The following is a 15,120-nucleotide window of genomic DNA, read 5'->3' as shown; positions in this document are numbered from 1 at the left end:
TATCGTTGTGTTACTTCAGCTTATGGTTGCCAGGGTTTCCGGCAAGGTCGAACCGCCGTCCACTATGATGGTTTGCCCGGTGATGTAGCTGGCGCTATCTGATGCCAAGAACAACATGGCCCCGGCAATATCTTCGGGCTCACCCAAACGCCCAAGTGGTATTGCATTGGTGATTTTGGCGTTCAGGTCGCTGTCACCCAGGTTGTCCATAGCCGGGGTGCGGATCATCCCAGGCTCAACCCCATTGATCCGAATGCCTTGGCTGGCCAGCTCTAATGCTGCGCTACGGATAAAGCCATTTACCCCCGCTTTGGATGCCGCGTAATGACTAAGCCCAGGGTAGGCTACGCGCGGCCCGGTTACCGATGAGGTGACCAGCACACAGCCTTTGCCTTTTCGCTCGAACAGCGGCAGCGCGCCCTGGGTCAGCCAGAACAGCGCACTGAGATTCACCGCCAGGGTGCGCTGCAGGATCGCCGGGGTGATCTCGGTGAATGGCGTCAACGGAAAGTAACCGGCGTTATGCACCAGGATATCGAGACGCTCAAGCCCGGCCAGCAAAGTGGCGATGGCCGCCTCGTCGGCCAGGTCGATCCCAAGCGCCTGCGCCTCGCAGCCTCTGCCCTGCAGCTCACTTGCCAGCGCTTGCGCGGGCTCCAGCTGCAGGTCGGCAATCAGTACCCTGGCCCCGCTGGCGGCGAAGCCCTCGACGATGCCTCGGCCGATGCCCTGGGCACCGCCGGTGACCAGCACGGTCTGTCCGGCGAAATCGAACTTTGTGGCCATCAGGCACCTCCCAATCGGTCGTACACCAGGGTCGGTACGTCGACGATACTGGAGCCGCCGTCTGCGACGACGCTGGCTCCGGTAATGATCGACGCCTCGTCGCTGATCAGGAAACGGCAGACGCTGGCGATTTCCTCGGCATAGGCTGGGCGGCGTAACGGTACATCGGCGGTCACTCGGGTGTAGGCAGCGTCGAGGTCTTCGCCGAAATGCGCCATCAACGGCTGCATTTCTTCATCGGCCATCGGCGTGCGCACCCAGCCGGGGCAGACGCAGTTGACTCTCACCCCCAGGGGGCCATAGTCCCGTGCCAGAGAGCGGTTGAGGCCGATCAGAGCGTGCTTGGCGGTGGTGTAGCCGCACACTTGCGGGCCGGCTGCCAGCGAGGCGATGGAGCCGAGCAGGACGATACTGCCGCGACGCTCAATCAGCAGTGGCAGGCAGGCACGGGCGCTGTGGAAGGCGCTGTCGAGATTGCTGTGCATCGCCGCCTGCCAGACCTCATCCGAGGTCTCTGTAGCCGTTCCCAGGCCATGGCCGCCGGCACAGGCAAGCAGTGCGTCGATGCCGCCGAAGCGGGCACGAATCTCGTCTATGAAGCCGCTCCAGGACTCACCGCTGGCCGCATCGCCGACCAGCACCAGGCCGCCGATCTGTCCGGCGACCCGTTCCAGCGGCTGACGGCGGCGACCGATCAGCACCAGGTTGTGGCCGTCGTCAGCCAAGCGCCGTGCGCAAGCCTCGCCGATGCCCGTGCCGGCCCCGGTGATGACGATGGTTTTAGGCTCACTCATTGGGGTACTCGGTGCGGTTGAGCACGCTGCAATAGGACGCGACCGGGAAGTTGGACAGTTCGTCGAAACTGTCACCGGCGTAACCGAAAATCTTACCATCGCTGCGGTGGTTGGCCATGTCGATCATCACCAGGCCGAGGGTTGGTACGATCTTCTCGCGCCAGACGAACAGATACAGCTCATCGGCGATCTTGTAGTAATGGCAGCGGTCGGTGTCGCACAGGCCGGCTTCTACGCCCTTTATGCACTGCCAGCTGTAGAAGTTTTCGTTGAGGTAGATGTGCTCGTACACCTCCGTCGGACTGTAGCGATACAGGTTACGCAGGCCGACCAGTTCGTGGGTCAGCGCATGCGGGCAGGCGCCCTCTTGCCACGGTTTATCCAGGCTGCCATGAAAGAACTCGACCTCCACGCCGGTCAGTTGCTTGCCGGCCAATGCACGGTTGTACAGGCCTTCTTGGGTGTCTGCCTCTTTTGGCAAGCGGCCAATTACGGCGGTAAAGGAGGCGGTCAGGGTGTCCAGCACCAGGGTGATTGACCAGTCCTGGCCGTGCTCATTTTTAACGAAGTCGACCAGGTAAATGCCCGGTCGCACGGAGGTGGCGCGGTAGGCAGCGCTGCCACTGGAGTGGCCATCCGCAGCGTCCCAGCTAATCTGCTCAGCCTCGAAATGGTGGGCAATTTCCCAGCCATTGGCGAAGTACAGGTTGAAGTCTTTGCCGGCTAGGTCGGCAAGGTTTGGCAGAATAAAAGCTTCTGGGGCAAAGCCTTCTGCGAGTGCGCCTACGGTGATCCAGTCTGATTGTGTGCTCATGGGGAAACCTCAGTGTGGTTGTTTATGTGGCTTGATGGTGAGGGCTTTCCCAGGCCACGCCTATCAACCAAATGGTTGAGTCTTTTGCTGGTTTTTAAGCAAAGCAGGCGGGTTCCGGTTGTTCGGCTCCACCAGAAGACGAAGCCCTACGCTAGCGAGTGCCAGGCCAAGCATCAGGGCGGCCATAGGTTGCGCTGTGCTGGCATTCAGCAACCCCAGCAGGACGCCAGAAAGTCCTGATAGCAGGTACTGCAATACGCCAAATAGCGCTGAGGCTCGGCCCGCCTGCTCACGCTGGCCATCCATTACCAGCGCCATACCGTTACCCCAAAACATGCCAAGGCTGCAGATGCTCGCGCAAAGCAGGGCGAGAGGCGACCAAAAGGCTGTGGACAACAGGCTGACGATTAGAAACGCTGCGACCAAGAGCAAATGCAAGGCGATCCCCGCATCAAGCAATTGACGTGTGCTGAAATGGCGTAGCAGGTAGGCGTTCAACAACCCCAGCAAGCTCATGCCGACAGCGTTGCTGGCGAACAGCAGAGCAAACTGGCTGGGGCTTAAGCCATAGAGTTCGATCAATACAAAAGGTGCCCCGCTGATATAGGTAAACATGCTCGCTGTTAAGCAACTGCCCAGTAGGCTATAGCTCAAATACTGTCGCTGGCCGAGCAACTGGCGGTAACCACGCAGGCTACTTAGCAGTGAGCCTTTGCTGCGGCGCGGCACGGGAAGGCTCTCGGCAATGCCGTAGTAGATGCCGCCCAGGCACAACACGCCAAACAGCGTTAGCGCGGCAAAAATCGAATGCCAGCCATACGCCTCGAACAACAAACCGCCAATCGGCGGCGCAATGATCGGGCCGAGGCCCATCGCGAGCATCAGGAAGGTGTATAGGCGTGCTGCAGTGGGGCCGTCATAGCTATCAGTAATGATCGCCCGGGGGATCACCAAGGCTGCGGCACCGCCCAAAGCCTGCAGCAAGCGCCCGACAAGCAGCAGTTGAATGTTCGGTGCAAACAGAATCAGCAGCGAACCCAGGGTAAACACCAGCATACCCAGCAGCAGTGGTCGCCGCCGTCCGTAGCGGTCAGTCAATGGGCCATAAAGTAGTTGTCCCAGGGCCAGGCCAAGCAGAAATACCGCCAGTGTGGCCTGAATCCAGCCGTTGTCAGTGGCGAAATATTGCTGCATGGCGGGCATGGCGGGCAGATACATGTCGATGGCGACAGCATCGAGGCCAGTGAGGATGCCCAGTAGGGCGATAAACCAGAAACGCGGTGTTGCAGTGGGCTGTGGGGTCGACATTAACAGGCCTTCGGCGCGGGCAAAGTACGGCACGGGTGAATGGTCCGCTATGATATTCGCAAGATTTCCTTACTAGTATTTGCTATTTATGTTTTCAAAGTTAAGCAGGTCTTACGAATGGACAGTTTTATTAAGGGCATGGCGTTGTTCGCCACAGTTGTGGAGAAAGGCTCGCTAGCCGGCGCGGCTCAGGTGCTGGGCATCAGTCCTTCCGCTGTGAGCCAGCAGATGGCCCGTTTGGAGCGCGAGGCGAATGTCAGTTTGCTGCACCGCAGCACCCGGCGCTTGACCCTAACCGAAGCCGGGCGCGTCTTTCATGAACACTGCGTAAAGGTGCTGGAGCAGGCCGAACTGGCCCGTCAGCGACTTAATGAATACCGTGAGGCTCCGCTGGGTGAGTTGCGCTTGGCTGCACCCTCGGGTTTGGCGAGTTCGCTGATGAGCGAGATTGTACGTCCGGTCTTGTTGGCCCATCCGCAGTTACAACTGAGTTTGCTGTTTCAGGATGGCATCCTTGACCTGATTGAGCAGTGCATAGACTTAGCGATTCGCGTTGGTCCCTTGCCTGACTCTAGTCAGGTTGCCCGCCATCTGGTGGATTGGCCTAACGTGTTGTGCGCTGCGCCCAGCTACCTGGCCAGCTTCGCCCCGATTGTTGAGCCCGAGCAGTTGCAGCAATTGGATTGGTTGCTGATGAGCACTGACACTCAGCCCAGTTTGCTGCGCTTGCACACGGAGCAGGGCGCGCAGTTTGAGATGCAAATGCCTAGCCGTTTGACGGCTAACAATATTATTGCGGTAAAGCAGTTTGCCCTGGACGGCCTGGGAGGGGCCGTGTTGCCCGAGCCGGAGATTCGCGAACACCTGCGCAGCGGTCGTTTGCTACACCTGCTGCCACAATGGCAGGCACCGATGATAAGCCTTTACGCGGTAACTGCGCGGCGTGATGCGCAGCCTGCCAAGGTCACGGTAATGGTCGAAACGTTGCAGCAATTCCTTCGTCAGCGTGAGCGTCAGGCGCGTATCAGCGCCAGCAGCAACTAAGTTCTGCTGATCTGCCAGGCGTTGACAGACAAGCCGTCTGGCAGTCGAGTACAAGCGCCAGGGTGCGCGGGCGGGGTATCAATCAGGTAGGGCACGTTAGGTGCCATCCATTCCGGTTGATGGAGGCTCGCCACATGTTGAAGCGCTGGTTTACTCACGGCAAAACTGCACAAGCAGAGCTCGATAACCTGCTTGTTGCCACTCCCATTGCTCTCCCGCCAACCAGTACTTATTGGCCGCAGGAGCGTTTGCTTAATCTACTGGGGAGCCTGTCTGGGGCTATTTCTGCTGGTTTGCAAGGTGCCCGCCAGTCATGTGTGGAGATCAATCGGCGTGGTCAGCAAATGCAGCAGGCGGTGGGTGAGTCCGCCGGGCATATGCAGCAGGGCGCGGACATCGCCCTGACTATGCAGCAGGCGCTGAGCGAGCAGTTGCAGCAGGTGGGACTCGATATTCGCCAGCATCTGGACGAGGTTGCTCTGCAAGTGGAGGCCAAGTCGCAAGAGGTGATAGCGGTGCTGGGTGACATCGGTGATATCGCCAAGCAGGTCAATCTGCTTGCTCTCAATGCGGCGATTGAGTCGGCACGTGCCGGTGAGGCCGGGCGTGGTTTTGCAGTGGTTGCTGACGAGGTGCGCAAACTGGCCCAGCGCACGTTACTGAGTGCCGCCGATGCCACTGCCCGCATGGACCTCAATGATCTGCAGCGGCGTATGGCGACGATCTCTACGCACAGCCAGAGCAGCTTTGGCATGTTGGACCAACAGTTGGGGGCGTCCCTGGCGCAGATGAACAAGCTGTTTGCCACCGTTGACCAGAACCTGGCTGGCCTGCAGCAAACCAACCGGGTGATTTTGGAAAGCGCTCCGCAGCTGGACGTGCGCCTGGGCTATTTGGCCGGGCTGGCCGACCGCGCTAGTGGGGTTAGTCGTAGCGTGGCACCTATTCTGCTCGACGCGCAGCACATGACCTCGACCGAGGTGCAGCAACAGCTAAATGAGCAGTTGTACAGCCAGCATTTGCCGAGTGACCAGGGCTATGACCGTCTTGAGGATATTCTGCGCCGGCGCAAGGTGCGTATCGCCATCGAGCCGGAGTTTATCGGCCTGTCTTTTCGCGCTCGTCCGGGTGAGCCGTTGCGTGGTTTGGATGCGGATTACGCGCGGGCGTTCGGACAGTGGTTGGGGGTTGAAGTGGAGTTTGTTGAGCATAGCTGGGAGCAGTGCATGTCGCTGCTCTCGTTTGGCCGCACACGTAATGAACCACCGGCCGATTTGATGTGGAGCGCTTTGCCCGCTTCGCCGGCATTCGAGGGCCTGGCATTCTCTGAACCCTATAGTTTTGCTCCGTTGATTATGGCGCGGCGTACCGGTGACACACGTATTCGGGGCGTGGCCGACTTGCAGGGCAAGGTACTAGGCTGCGGTAGCGACCCGGTTGCTTTGCAAGCGCTGGCTGAGTTGGGCGTGTGTTGGGCTGGTGAGCAAGGTGCTGGTAAGGGGCGCATCGAAGTGGGCAACCTTGTCGTGTTTTCCGATCAGAAGCGCATCCACGATTGCTTAGCGGAAGGAGTGGTAGATGCGTTTGTCGTGGAGCGGCCGATCTACCAATGGGCCACGTCCGATACGCAAAGCCGCTGGCGCGGCAAGTTAGAAATTCTGCCTAAACCGCTGGGTGATCGGTTGTGGTGCTATAGCGTTGGCGTTGCCGCAAGGGCAGAAAATGCTCGTTTATTGGCCAGGGTGAATGAGTTTATCCAGCAGTTTCATGGCAGTCGGGTACGCGATGAGATCGAGCGGCGCTGGCAGGGTGAGGTGCTCAAACCAAACGCCAGCGCGTGCCAGCTTAGTGGTGTGCTTGGCGCGCGTGAGCTGGCGGCGTTGTCGCTTCAATAAGGCGTTTAGCAGCAGGGCGGCTGTTGCTGTTCAGAGGAACAGCATGCTCACCAATTCAGTGCGGTTACTGGCCCCCACTTTGCGAAACAGGTTGAGCAAGTGGGTTTTTACTGTGGGCAAGCCGAGGTCGAGCAGCCGTGCCAGTTCTTTGTTACTGACGCCATCGCGCAGCAGTAGCGCGATCTGTCGTTCCCTTGGGGTTAGTTGATCCAGCTGGGTGCTGGCCGCTGGAGTGCAACCGTGGATAGCCAATTGCAGTAAGCCCTGCAGTGGAATCAAACGCTGCAGTTCGGCGTTACTGAACGCCCCTAGATTATTACCGCGCAGCAGTGAAAGGCCGGCCACCGGTATGCCATCGAGATGTGCAATAACCTCCACCACATCCACGACCTGATGGCGCAGAAGGAACTGCTGGTATTCACCGTTGGCTTTTTCATCCTGACGCGCGAGCCCTTCACGCAAGGGCACCACCGGAAGGCCTGTGGCCATGCAGCGGCTCGGCTTGAGGGGGTCAATATGGCGATAGTGGTTGAGATAGGCGCTGTGCATGCGTGGGTGCATGCCTTGCAACTGGAAGTCGCAGGCCTGTAAATGCGGATTGATGCGGTAGAAGGCCGCGAGGGAAGCGGGGACTACCTGGCTGAAGGCATGCAGGCAGTGCTTGCCAAGCGCGCTGATGGAACGATCATAGGCGAACATAGCTCTTGCGCTCTAAAACCCGCCGGCACCTTACTTGGCGCCGACGGGCTGGTGATCACGCTACTGCGTAGTAGTGCTTAACAAAACTCTCACCCGGTACTTCCCAAATCACTACGGTGCCCTTGGTGACGAACCAGGTTTCGCCCACGCCAAAACGGGTTGTGATACCGGTGGATTCTTCTGTGAGCAGCACTTCACCAGTGACCACGGTCGCCTGTTCGTTGAACGGGTAGGTCATGCGGAACTTGCCTTTGCTGGTGCCAAAGTAAGCGGCGCTGACCGGGTCAGTCGGAGCACCTGAGGTCATCTTGCCGAAGGCTTTTACTTCACCTTCGAGAATCTCCGAACCCAGGTCGGCAACGGTGCCCCAGGCGTCCAGTTCGTTGAGGCTGATACCTTGTTTAATGGCGATAAGTGTCATGGCAGATCTCCCAATAATGAGGATGAAGGAATAGTTAGCGGCGGCCGGACCAGTAGCCGGATACCTGGTGCCAGGTCTTGCCAGCGCTGAGCAGCAAAGGCCTGAAGTGGTCTTTTCCGTACACCTGAATGCGTTTAACCGAGCTAATCAGGTCATAACGGGCCGAGCCTTCGCTCATGCCCTCGGCGAGGATCTTGCAAATAATGTGGCTCGGGGTCACACCGAAGCCCGAGTAGCCTTGCACGTAGAAGGCGTTAGGGCGGCCCGGCAATGAACCAATCTGCGGGAACAGGTTAGGGCTGCAGGCCATAGGGCCGCCCCATGTCAGGTCGATTTTCACGTCCTTGAGGTAGGGGAAAATCTTCAGCATCAGGTTGCGGTTCCAGGCTTTCAAATCGCTAGGAATATGCTCGATAAAGGGCGTTGCAGCGCCAAACAGTAAGCGGTTTTCATTGGTCACGCGGTAATAGTCGATCACCGGGCGAATATCGCTATAAGCGCCACGAATCGGGCTAATACGTTGGATCATTTCGTCCGAGAGCGGCTCGGTCATCATCTGAAATGCATAGGTATTGATGGTGCTCTTGTGCAGCTCCGGCTCCAGCTTGTTGAGGAAGCTGTCGCATGCCCACAACAGTTTGCTGGCTTTTACCGAACCCTTGCCGGTACGCACGGTGATGCGATCACCGTAGGTAACTTCCAATGCCGGGCTGTGTTCAAAGATTTTCACGCCATGGCTGGCTAGCGCTTTGGCTTCGCCGAGCAACAGGTTTAGTGAGTGCACATGGCCGCCGCCCATATGCAGCAGAGCGCTGCTGTATGCGTCGGAGCCGATGATCTGTTTTACCTCGGAGCCGCCAAGGAAGCGGATCTCATGCGTCGAGCCGAGCGACTTGAATTCTTTCTCCCAGGTACGCAGGGTTTTTTCCTGGCGACCGTTGAAGCCCAGATAGCCGTAGCCATGGCAGAAGTCAGCGTCGATGTTGTACTTGGTGATACGGTCTTTAATGATGTCCGCGCCCAGCTCGCTGATCTCGAAGATCGAGCGCAATCCCTCTTCGCCAACATCTTTTCTGATTTTCTCCATGTCATGGCCAATCCCCGCCATGATTTGCCCGCCGTTACGGCCGGTGCCGCCAAAGCCCAGGTAGCGAGCTTCCAGGACAACGATATTGGTGATGCCTTTCTCGGCCAACTCAAGCGCTGTGTTGATCCCGGAGAAACCGCCACCGATCACAACAACGTCTGCTTCCAGGTCCGCGTCAAGTGACGGGAAGCTCAGGTCGTACTTCTTGGTGGCCGTGTAGTAGGTGGGTGTCTCGATATTGATCATGACTGCAGCCTAAAACAGTTGGGTGGAATGCTGAGGGCGCGCTGCGGCTTGGATAAAGTCGTGCATGCGATGGGTGTATTAAGGGCTTGGTATGGGCTTGTCGTCTTGTTCCTGACTGCCGGGGTTTTTGACTTGGGCTGACAGCAAACGCTCAACTTTGGCCCTGGCCGCCTCGGCGCAGAGGCAGTCGAGTTGCTCCGATGCGCCGGAAATACCGATGGCTCCAATGACCTGGCCGGCAGCATGGAACGGCTCGCCGCCACCAAATAAGGCCATGTTGGCTTGCAGCGGCAACCCTTGCTGAACCGCCGTGGAGCAATTGGCCAGGCGTTGTTGCCAGCTACCGGTGGGTACACCAAAGGCCAGTGCGGTTAACGCTTTGTTGCGGGCGATATCACGGCTGTGTAGCGGGGCGTTATCCATATGCGCCATATGCACCAGCTGGCCGGCGGCATCCACGATCGCAATACTGATTTTCAGGTGCTCGTTCTCGGCTGCTTGCAAGGCCGCTTGTAGCGCATGCATGGCCAGTTCGAGGGTGAGGGTGGTTTGTTGCCGCAATAATTCACGCATGGCTTGACTTCTGTTTTGAGGTCGGTAGATTTGCCCATCATGAATAAGTTAACGACAAGCCGCAACGCGTATTACTACTGCCCGACCTGCTCCCAGCGGCGGTAGTTTCGGCCTACACCCGGACCGCCCGAGGCGGTTTCGGAACAGTTCTTCCGTAGTCTTCTTGGGCACCACAGCGAGAAAGGAAACTACGATGAATACCTCGGTTATAAACCCTACGACGGTTATTTGGGCTAGTCACGCCATGGCCTTAACCCACGGTAAGGAGGCGGCCGAGCACGCTCAGGCAGCAGCGACTGCGTTATTCCAGCAGCAGGGCGATGCGCTCGCTTTACGTCATCTGAATTGCCCAAAGCTCGCCTGAAGGACGGTATCGCCTTGGTTGATTTGTTGGTTGAGCACCAGTTGCAGCCATCCCGCAGCGCAGCCAGGCGTCAGGCTGGGGTGGCAGTGCGTGATGTTGACGAGCTGCTAGCGCGTGACTGTGATGGCTGGCAGCGCTATATGCGCATTCAAATCGTCGACTAAAACGCAGGTCACGGGCGCGCAACTCAGTTGGCAGGCTGGTGCAAGCACTGCTCTATAGGGCTCCTTCTAATGTGCTCAATACGCCGGTCTTTCTGCCGGTATTGGTCATTCATTTAGGAGTCCCCACCATGCGGCTATGGGCCAGCTTGATGCTGCTGTTGGTTATCGGTCAGGCGCATTCTGCCGAGGTGCTACGGGTATATAACTGGAAGAACTACATAGACCCTCAGGTGTTGGCCGATTTTGAGAAAGACACTGGGATTCAAGTCGACTACCAGACCTTCACCGCCGCTAATGAGTTGGACGAGGTGATGGCCAAACACGAGGCGTATGACGTAGTAGTGCCGTCGCACTTTCAGCTCTCGCGGATGATTCGTAGCAACCAATTGACGGTCCTCGATACCAGCCGCCTGAGTAACTACAAGCACATTGACTCCGGATTGCTGGCAATGCTGGCAGGGATCGATTCTGCCAACCGCTATGTGGTGCCTTATCTTTGGGGGTCGGTAGGGTTGGTGGTCAACCCGGCACTGGCACAAGCGCACTATGGTGGCCCACTGCCGAATAGCTGGGGACTGCTGTTCGATGAAGCGCAGGCCGCACGGTTGGCCGGCTGTGGCGTGAGTATCCTTGACGCCCCGGAAGAGACTGCTTCGCTGTGGTTCAACTACCGAGGCCGCAGCTTGGCGCGCAATGGCCCTCGGCATATTGAGCGGCAGATGCAGCCGTTGTTGCGCCTGGCTGCGCAGCAACATGGGATGGACAACGAGCGATACATCGATGATCTGGCGGACGGTAGGCTTTGCGTAGCCATGGCCTGGGTAGGGCATGCCATGACGGCGGCAAAGAAGAACCCAGCCCTGCGGTTTCAGATTCCCGATGAAGGGGCCATGGTGTTTATCGACAGCCTGGCTATCCCCAGCAATGCGGCAAATCCGGAGCTGGCCTATCGCTTTATCGATTACATGCTGGCACCTAAATATGCCGTGTTGAATGCCCGTGCTACTCAGTTCTACTCACCATTGCCGAGCAGCTCTGCAGAAATGCAGGCCTTAGCAAAAGAGTTGCCGATGCAGGTGCTTACGCCTGATGAGCGTCGCCGCGTGTACGTGTTGGAACGTTTAAATGGCGATCAGAAAGCTGCGTTGGACCGCTTCTGGGCGCAACTAAAAGCGGTACAGCATGTTGTGCAGTGACGCTGTTGATTGATAAAGCAAAGGTGTAGCCGAAGCCATGCAATGTGTTGACCCCGCGGCAAGCGCAAAGTCGTTATGCCGGCAGGGGTTTACCGAGCGGTACTAGCGAGTGCTATGCAACTGGCCGCTGAGGTTAATCAGCACCCACTAAAAAACCGGCCTAGGCCGGTTTTTTAGTGGCGTAGATTGGCTTTTAGGCAATGCCTAGGCACATGTACTTTTGTTCGATGTAATCGTCGATTCCGTACTTGGAACCTTCGCGGCCTAGCCCCGATTGTTTAATGCCACCAAAGGGTGCGACTTCGGTGGAGATCAGGCCTTCGTTGACGCCAACCATGCCGTACTCCAGGGCTTCGCTCACGCGCCAGGCGCGGCCAAGATCGCGGGTGTACAGGTATGAGGCCAGGCCGAATTCGGTGTCGTTGGCCAAGGCAATGGCTTGCTCTTCTGTCTCGAAGCGAAAAATTGGGGCCAGCGGGCCAAAGGTCTCATCGCGCGCTACCAGCATATCGGCGGTCACATCGCCAAGTACGGTGGGCTCGAAGAAGTTACCGCCCAGGGCATGTACATGACCACCCGCAAGGAGGGTGGCGCCTTTGCCGAGGGCGTCGTTGATATGTTCCTGAATCTTCTCCACTGCCTTGGCATTGATCAGCGGGCCTTGTTGCGCGCTGGCATCCACTGCTGGCGCTACTTTCAACGCATTAACCGCAGCAATCAGGCGGCGGCTAAATTCGTCGTACACGCTGTTCTGTACCAGTAGGCGGTTGGTGCACACACAGGTTTGCCCGCTGTTGCGGAACTTCGAACCGATGGCGCCCTGTACTGCAGCATCCAGATCGGCATCTTCGAAGACGATGAACGGCGCGTTGCCGCCCAACTCCAGGCTGACTTTCTTGATGGTTTCTGCACATTGCGCCATGAGCAGTTTGCCAATCCCGGTGGAGCCGGTGAATGACAGCTTTTGCACATCGGGGTTGCCGGTCAGTTCGCCACCAATGGCCCGTGAGTTATTACCGGTGACAATGTTCAGCACGCCGGCAGGGACGCCCGCGCGTTCGGCCAGCACGGCCAGGGCCAGTGCAGACAGCGGGGTTTCCGATGCGGGTTTGAGCACCACGGTGCAGCCGGCGGCCATTGCTGGGCCAACCTTGCGGGTGATCATTGCGTTAGGGAAGTTCCAAGGTGTGATGGCGGCAACTACACCAATCGCTTGCTTGATCACGACCAGGCGACGGCCTGGTTTGTCGTGGGGGATGACGTCGCCGTAAACGCGCTTGGCCTCTTCGGCGAACCATTCGATAAAGCTGGCACCATAGGCGATTTCGCCACGGCTTTCGGCCATCGGTTTGCCTTGCTCCCAGCTCAGCAGCGTGGCCAGGTCTTCCTGGTTGGCCATGATCAGGTTGAACCAGTTACGCAGAATAGTGCTGCGCTCCTTGGCCGTTTTGGCCTGCCAAGCGGGTAGGGCGGCCTTAGCGGCGGCAATGGCGCGGGCGGTTTCAACTTGGCCGAGGGAGGCAACTTCCGCGATCAGCTCGCCATTGGCCGGGTTGGTGACGCTGAAGCGAGCATGGTTATCCGCCTCGATCCACTGGCCGTCGATATAGGCTTGCTCACGCAATAGATTCAAATCGTTGAGTTTCATCATGGTCCTTGTAGGGCTCAGTAAACGCTACTGCCGGGCGCTGCGGCCGGGGCTTCGGTGTTTTTATAGCTGGCGGCCAGGCTACTGAGGCCGCGCATCAAAACGGTGGTGTCGACGCCGACGGCAACAAAGGTTGCGCCCAGTTCTAGGTAGCGACGTGCGAGGGTTTGGTCGGCACTCAAAATACCGGCGGCTTTACCCGCCTTGCGGATGCGGGCGATGGCGTCTTCGATAGCCGCCTGCACCTGCGTATGGCCAGGATTACCACGGTGGCCCATGGCGGCGCTGAGATCGGCCGGGCCGATAAACACACCGTCAACGCCTTTTACGGCGGCGATAGCATCGAGGTTGGCCAGGCCGTCGAGGTTCTCGATCTGCACCAGCAGGCACATTTGTTCATCAGCGAGGTTCAGGTAGTCAGGGATGCTGTTCCAGCGTGAGGCGCGGGCGAGTGCGCTACCCACGCCACGAATGCCGCTTGGCGGGTAACGCATGGCACGCACCAGTTCGCTGGCTTGTGCCTCACTCTCGACCATGGGCACGAGCAGGGTTTGCGCACCGATATCCAGCACTTGCTTGATCAGTGCGGTATCGCCAATTACCGGGCGAATTATCGCTTCGGCGGCATAGGGGGCTACGGCTTGTAGCTGCCCAAGCATGCCGCGCAGATCATTGGGCGCATGCTCGGCGTCGATCAACAACCAGTCGAAACCGGCATTGGCTGCCAGCTCCGCGCAATAAGGGTCAGCCAGGCCTAGCCAGAGACCAATCTGTGCTTCACCTTGGGCGAGGCGCTGTTTGAAACGGTTGATGGGCATGTCCATAGACGGCTCCGGAAGTCAGACGAAACGGCAGGCAATCGAGCCGAGCATGTCGTAGTCGACATGGAAGGTATCGCCTGGGTTGGCAGCTACTGGGCGGGTAAAGGAACCGCCAAGAATAATTTGCCCGGCCTCCAGGGTGACGTCGTAGGGCGCCAGCTTGTTGGCTAACCAGGCCACGCCTTTAGCGGGGTGGTTGAGTACGGCGGCAGATACGCCAGACTCCTCGATCACGCCGTTGCGGTAGAGCACGGCTGGTACTTTGCGCAGGTCAATATCGGTAGGGCGCACTGGGCGACCGCCCATCACCACGCCTGCGTTGGCCGCGTTATCGGAAATGGTGTCGAACACTTTGCGGGTGACCTTGGTGTCGGGGTCTACCTGATGGATACGCGCGTCGATGATTTCCAACGCCGGGATGACCCACTCGGTGGCGTCCAGTACATCGAATACTGTGACATTCGGCCCTTTCAGCGGCTTGCCAAGAATAAATGCCAGTTCAACTTCAACCCGCGGCACGATAAAGCGCGAGAAGGGAATATCGCTGCCTTCCTCGAAGAGCATATCGTCCAGCAGCGCACCGAAGTCGGGCTCGGTGATGTTCGAGGAAACCTGCATAGCCCGCGAGGTCAGGCCGATTTTGTGGCCCACCAGCTTGCGCCCGTCTTTGATCTTTTGCGCCACCCACGCCCGCTGAATGGCGTAGGCGTCTTCGATGGTGATTTGCGGGTAGTCGAGGGAGAACTGACGGACCTGCTGGCCAGAGCGTTCGGCGGCGTCGAGTCGAGTAGCAGCCTGTTGAATGAGCGTTGCGTCAAGCATGGGGAACCTCAGGAGTTCTTGTTGAACAGGGGGTGCAGGCTGCTGTGCTTAGCGTCGTAGACCTGCCCCGGGCTTTCGTCGATTTGTAAGGTGATGCCCATCGGGCGCTGCTGCACGAGCTCGTCGAGGTGGGCGCGCAATACCGCCAACAGGTTGTCGCCAACCGTCTTGTGTACGCTGGCGCTGCGGCCTGCGCCCATACGCAGGTTGGCGTAGAGGAACGTGTAATCGCCTTTACCGTCGGCTACCGCGTAGTGCGCCGCCGGGAATGCCAGGACACGGGTACCGCCAGTGGGAAATACGGCTTTGCCGCTTTCGTCGCGCTGTTCGAGCATGCAGTCGGCCAGGGCACGGCACAGGTTGGAGATATCCGCTTGTTGTTCGAGTTCAGGGGTATAGAGCAGAACCAAGTGAGGCATGGTGGTTTTCCTGCAACGT

At 58.5% G+C, this 15,120-nt stretch carries 16 protein-coding genes and 1 pseudogene; 5 read left to right on the top strand and 12 right to left on the bottom strand.

Annotated features, from left to right (window positions below; genetic code table 11):
- Window positions 1-15 precede the first annotated feature (15 nt).
- The 4 genes from VCA57_RS20695 to VCA57_RS20680 form a co-directional block, all read right to left on the bottom strand.
- Window positions 16-786 (bottom strand): SDR family oxidoreductase, encoded by a 771-nt coding sequence (locus VCA57_RS20695; protein ID WP_411187141.1) that lies wholly within the window; start codon window positions 784-786, stop codon window positions 16-18.
- Window positions 786-1,580 carry an SDR family NAD(P)-dependent oxidoreductase gene (locus VCA57_RS20690; protein ID WP_411187139.1) on the bottom strand — a complete coding sequence of 265 codons (795 nt, stop codon included), beginning with the start codon at window positions 1,578-1,580 and terminating at the stop codon, window positions 786-788. Before VCA57_RS20690 ends, VCA57_RS20695 begins: the two co-directional genes overlap by 1 nt.
- Window positions 1,573-2,394 carry a molybdenum cofactor biosynthesis F family protein gene (locus VCA57_RS20685; RefSeq protein ID WP_411187137.1) on the bottom strand — a complete coding sequence of 274 codons (822 nt, stop codon included), beginning with the start codon at window positions 2,392-2,394 and terminating at the stop codon, window positions 1,573-1,575. Before VCA57_RS20685 ends, VCA57_RS20690 begins: the two co-directional genes overlap by 8 nt.
- Window positions 2,395-2,457: 63 nt before the next feature.
- Window positions 2,458-3,735 (bottom strand): multidrug effflux MFS transporter, encoded by a 1,278-nt coding sequence (locus VCA57_RS20680; protein WP_411187135.1) that lies wholly within the window; start codon window positions 3,733-3,735, stop codon window positions 2,458-2,460.
- 84 nt (window positions 3,736-3,819) lie between these two features.
- Here VCA57_RS20680 and VCA57_RS20675 point away from each other — a divergent pair, with 84 nt between their 5' ends.
- The 3 genes and pseudogenes from VCA57_RS20675 to VCA57_RS20665 all read left to right on the top strand — a co-directional run bounded on the left by VCA57_RS20675 (window position 3,820) and on the right by VCA57_RS20665 (window position 6,641).
- Window positions 3,820-4,746, top strand: coding sequence for a LysR family transcriptional regulator (locus tag VCA57_RS20675; protein WP_411187133.1), 927 nt, complete (start codon window positions 3,820-3,822; stop codon window positions 4,744-4,746).
- 119 nt (window positions 4,747-4,865) lie between these two features.
- Window positions 4,866-5,531: pseudogene (locus VCA57_RS20670) on the top strand (methyl-accepting chemotaxis protein); the annotation flags it as partial.
- Between the two features lie 3 nt (window positions 5,532-5,534).
- Complete coding sequence (locus VCA57_RS20665) at window positions 5,535-6,641, top strand: substrate-binding periplasmic protein (protein WP_411187201.1); 1,107 nt, start codon at window positions 5,535-5,537, stop codon at window positions 6,639-6,641.
- 30 nt (window positions 6,642-6,671) lie between these two features.
- Here the strand turns inward: VCA57_RS20665 and VCA57_RS20660 are convergent, their stop codons facing one another.
- From VCA57_RS20660 to VCA57_RS20645, 4 genes are all read right to left on the bottom strand, one after another.
- Window positions 6,672-7,340, bottom strand: a complete 669-nt coding sequence (locus VCA57_RS20660; protein WP_411187131.1) for a helix-turn-helix transcriptional regulator — start codon at window positions 7,338-7,340, stop codon at window positions 6,672-6,674.
- Window positions 7,341-7,395: 55 nt separating this feature from the next.
- Complete coding sequence (locus VCA57_RS20655; RefSeq protein WP_411187129.1) at window positions 7,396-7,761, bottom strand: cupin domain-containing protein; 366 nt, start codon at window positions 7,759-7,761, stop codon at window positions 7,396-7,398.
- Between the two features lie 34 nt (window positions 7,762-7,795).
- Window positions 7,796-9,094 (bottom strand): NAD(P)/FAD-dependent oxidoreductase, encoded by a 1,299-nt coding sequence (locus VCA57_RS20650; protein WP_411187127.1) that lies wholly within the window; start codon window positions 9,092-9,094, stop codon window positions 7,796-7,798.
- Between the two features lie 78 nt (window positions 9,095-9,172).
- Window positions 9,173-9,667, bottom strand: coding sequence for a GlcG/HbpS family heme-binding protein (locus VCA57_RS20645; protein WP_411187125.1), 495 nt, complete (start codon window positions 9,665-9,667; stop codon window positions 9,173-9,175).
- 345 nt (window positions 9,668-10,012) lie between these two features.
- On the opposite strand from VCA57_RS20645, the gene VCA57_RS20640 reads away from it, so the two are divergent.
- Together VCA57_RS20640 and VCA57_RS20635 are read left to right on the top strand one after the other, a co-directional pair.
- Window positions 10,013-10,195 carry a hypothetical protein gene (locus tag VCA57_RS20640; RefSeq protein WP_411187123.1) on the top strand — a complete coding sequence of 61 codons (183 nt, stop codon included), beginning with the start codon at window positions 10,013-10,015 and terminating at the stop codon, window positions 10,193-10,195.
- Window positions 10,196-10,323: 128 nt separating this feature from the next.
- Window positions 10,324-11,391 (top strand): extracellular solute-binding protein, encoded by a 1,068-nt coding sequence (locus VCA57_RS20635; RefSeq protein WP_411187121.1) that lies wholly within the window; start codon window positions 10,324-10,326, stop codon window positions 11,389-11,391.
- Window positions 11,392-11,584: 193 nt separating this feature from the next.
- On the opposite strand, the gene VCA57_RS20630 is transcribed toward VCA57_RS20635, so the two are convergent.
- Genes VCA57_RS20630 through VCA57_RS20615 form a run of 4 tightly spaced genes read right to left on the bottom strand, consistent with a single transcriptional unit; the run spans window position 11,585 to window position 15,101 of the window.
- Entirely contained in the window at window positions 11,585-13,039 is a 1,455-nt protein-coding gene (locus VCA57_RS20630; RefSeq protein ID WP_411187119.1) for an NAD-dependent succinate-semialdehyde dehydrogenase, read from the bottom strand.
- A 17-nt stretch (window positions 13,040-13,056) separates the two neighbouring features.
- Complete coding sequence (gene hpaI / locus VCA57_RS20625; protein WP_411187117.1) at window positions 13,057-13,863, bottom strand: 4-hydroxy-2-oxoheptanedioate aldolase; 807 nt, start codon at window positions 13,861-13,863, stop codon at window positions 13,057-13,059.
- Window positions 13,864-13,878: 15 nt separating this feature from the next.
- Entirely contained in the window at window positions 13,879-14,682 is an 804-nt protein-coding gene (gene hpaH, locus VCA57_RS20620; RefSeq protein ID WP_411187115.1) for a 2-oxo-hept-4-ene-1,7-dioate hydratase, read from the bottom strand.
- Between the two features lie 8 nt (window positions 14,683-14,690).
- Entirely contained in the window at window positions 14,691-15,101 is a 411-nt protein-coding gene (locus tag VCA57_RS20615; protein WP_411187113.1) for a 5-carboxymethyl-2-hydroxymuconate isomerase, read from the bottom strand.
- Window positions 15,102-15,120 lie beyond the last annotated feature (19 nt).

This window comes from Pseudomonas sp., from assembly GCF_046581935.1.
Lineage (GTDB): Bacteria > Pseudomonadota > Gammaproteobacteria > Pseudomonadales > Pseudomonadaceae > Aquipseudomonas.
Note: the sequence above shows the minus strand (reverse complement) of the source record. Positions and strands in the feature narration are given on the sequence as shown.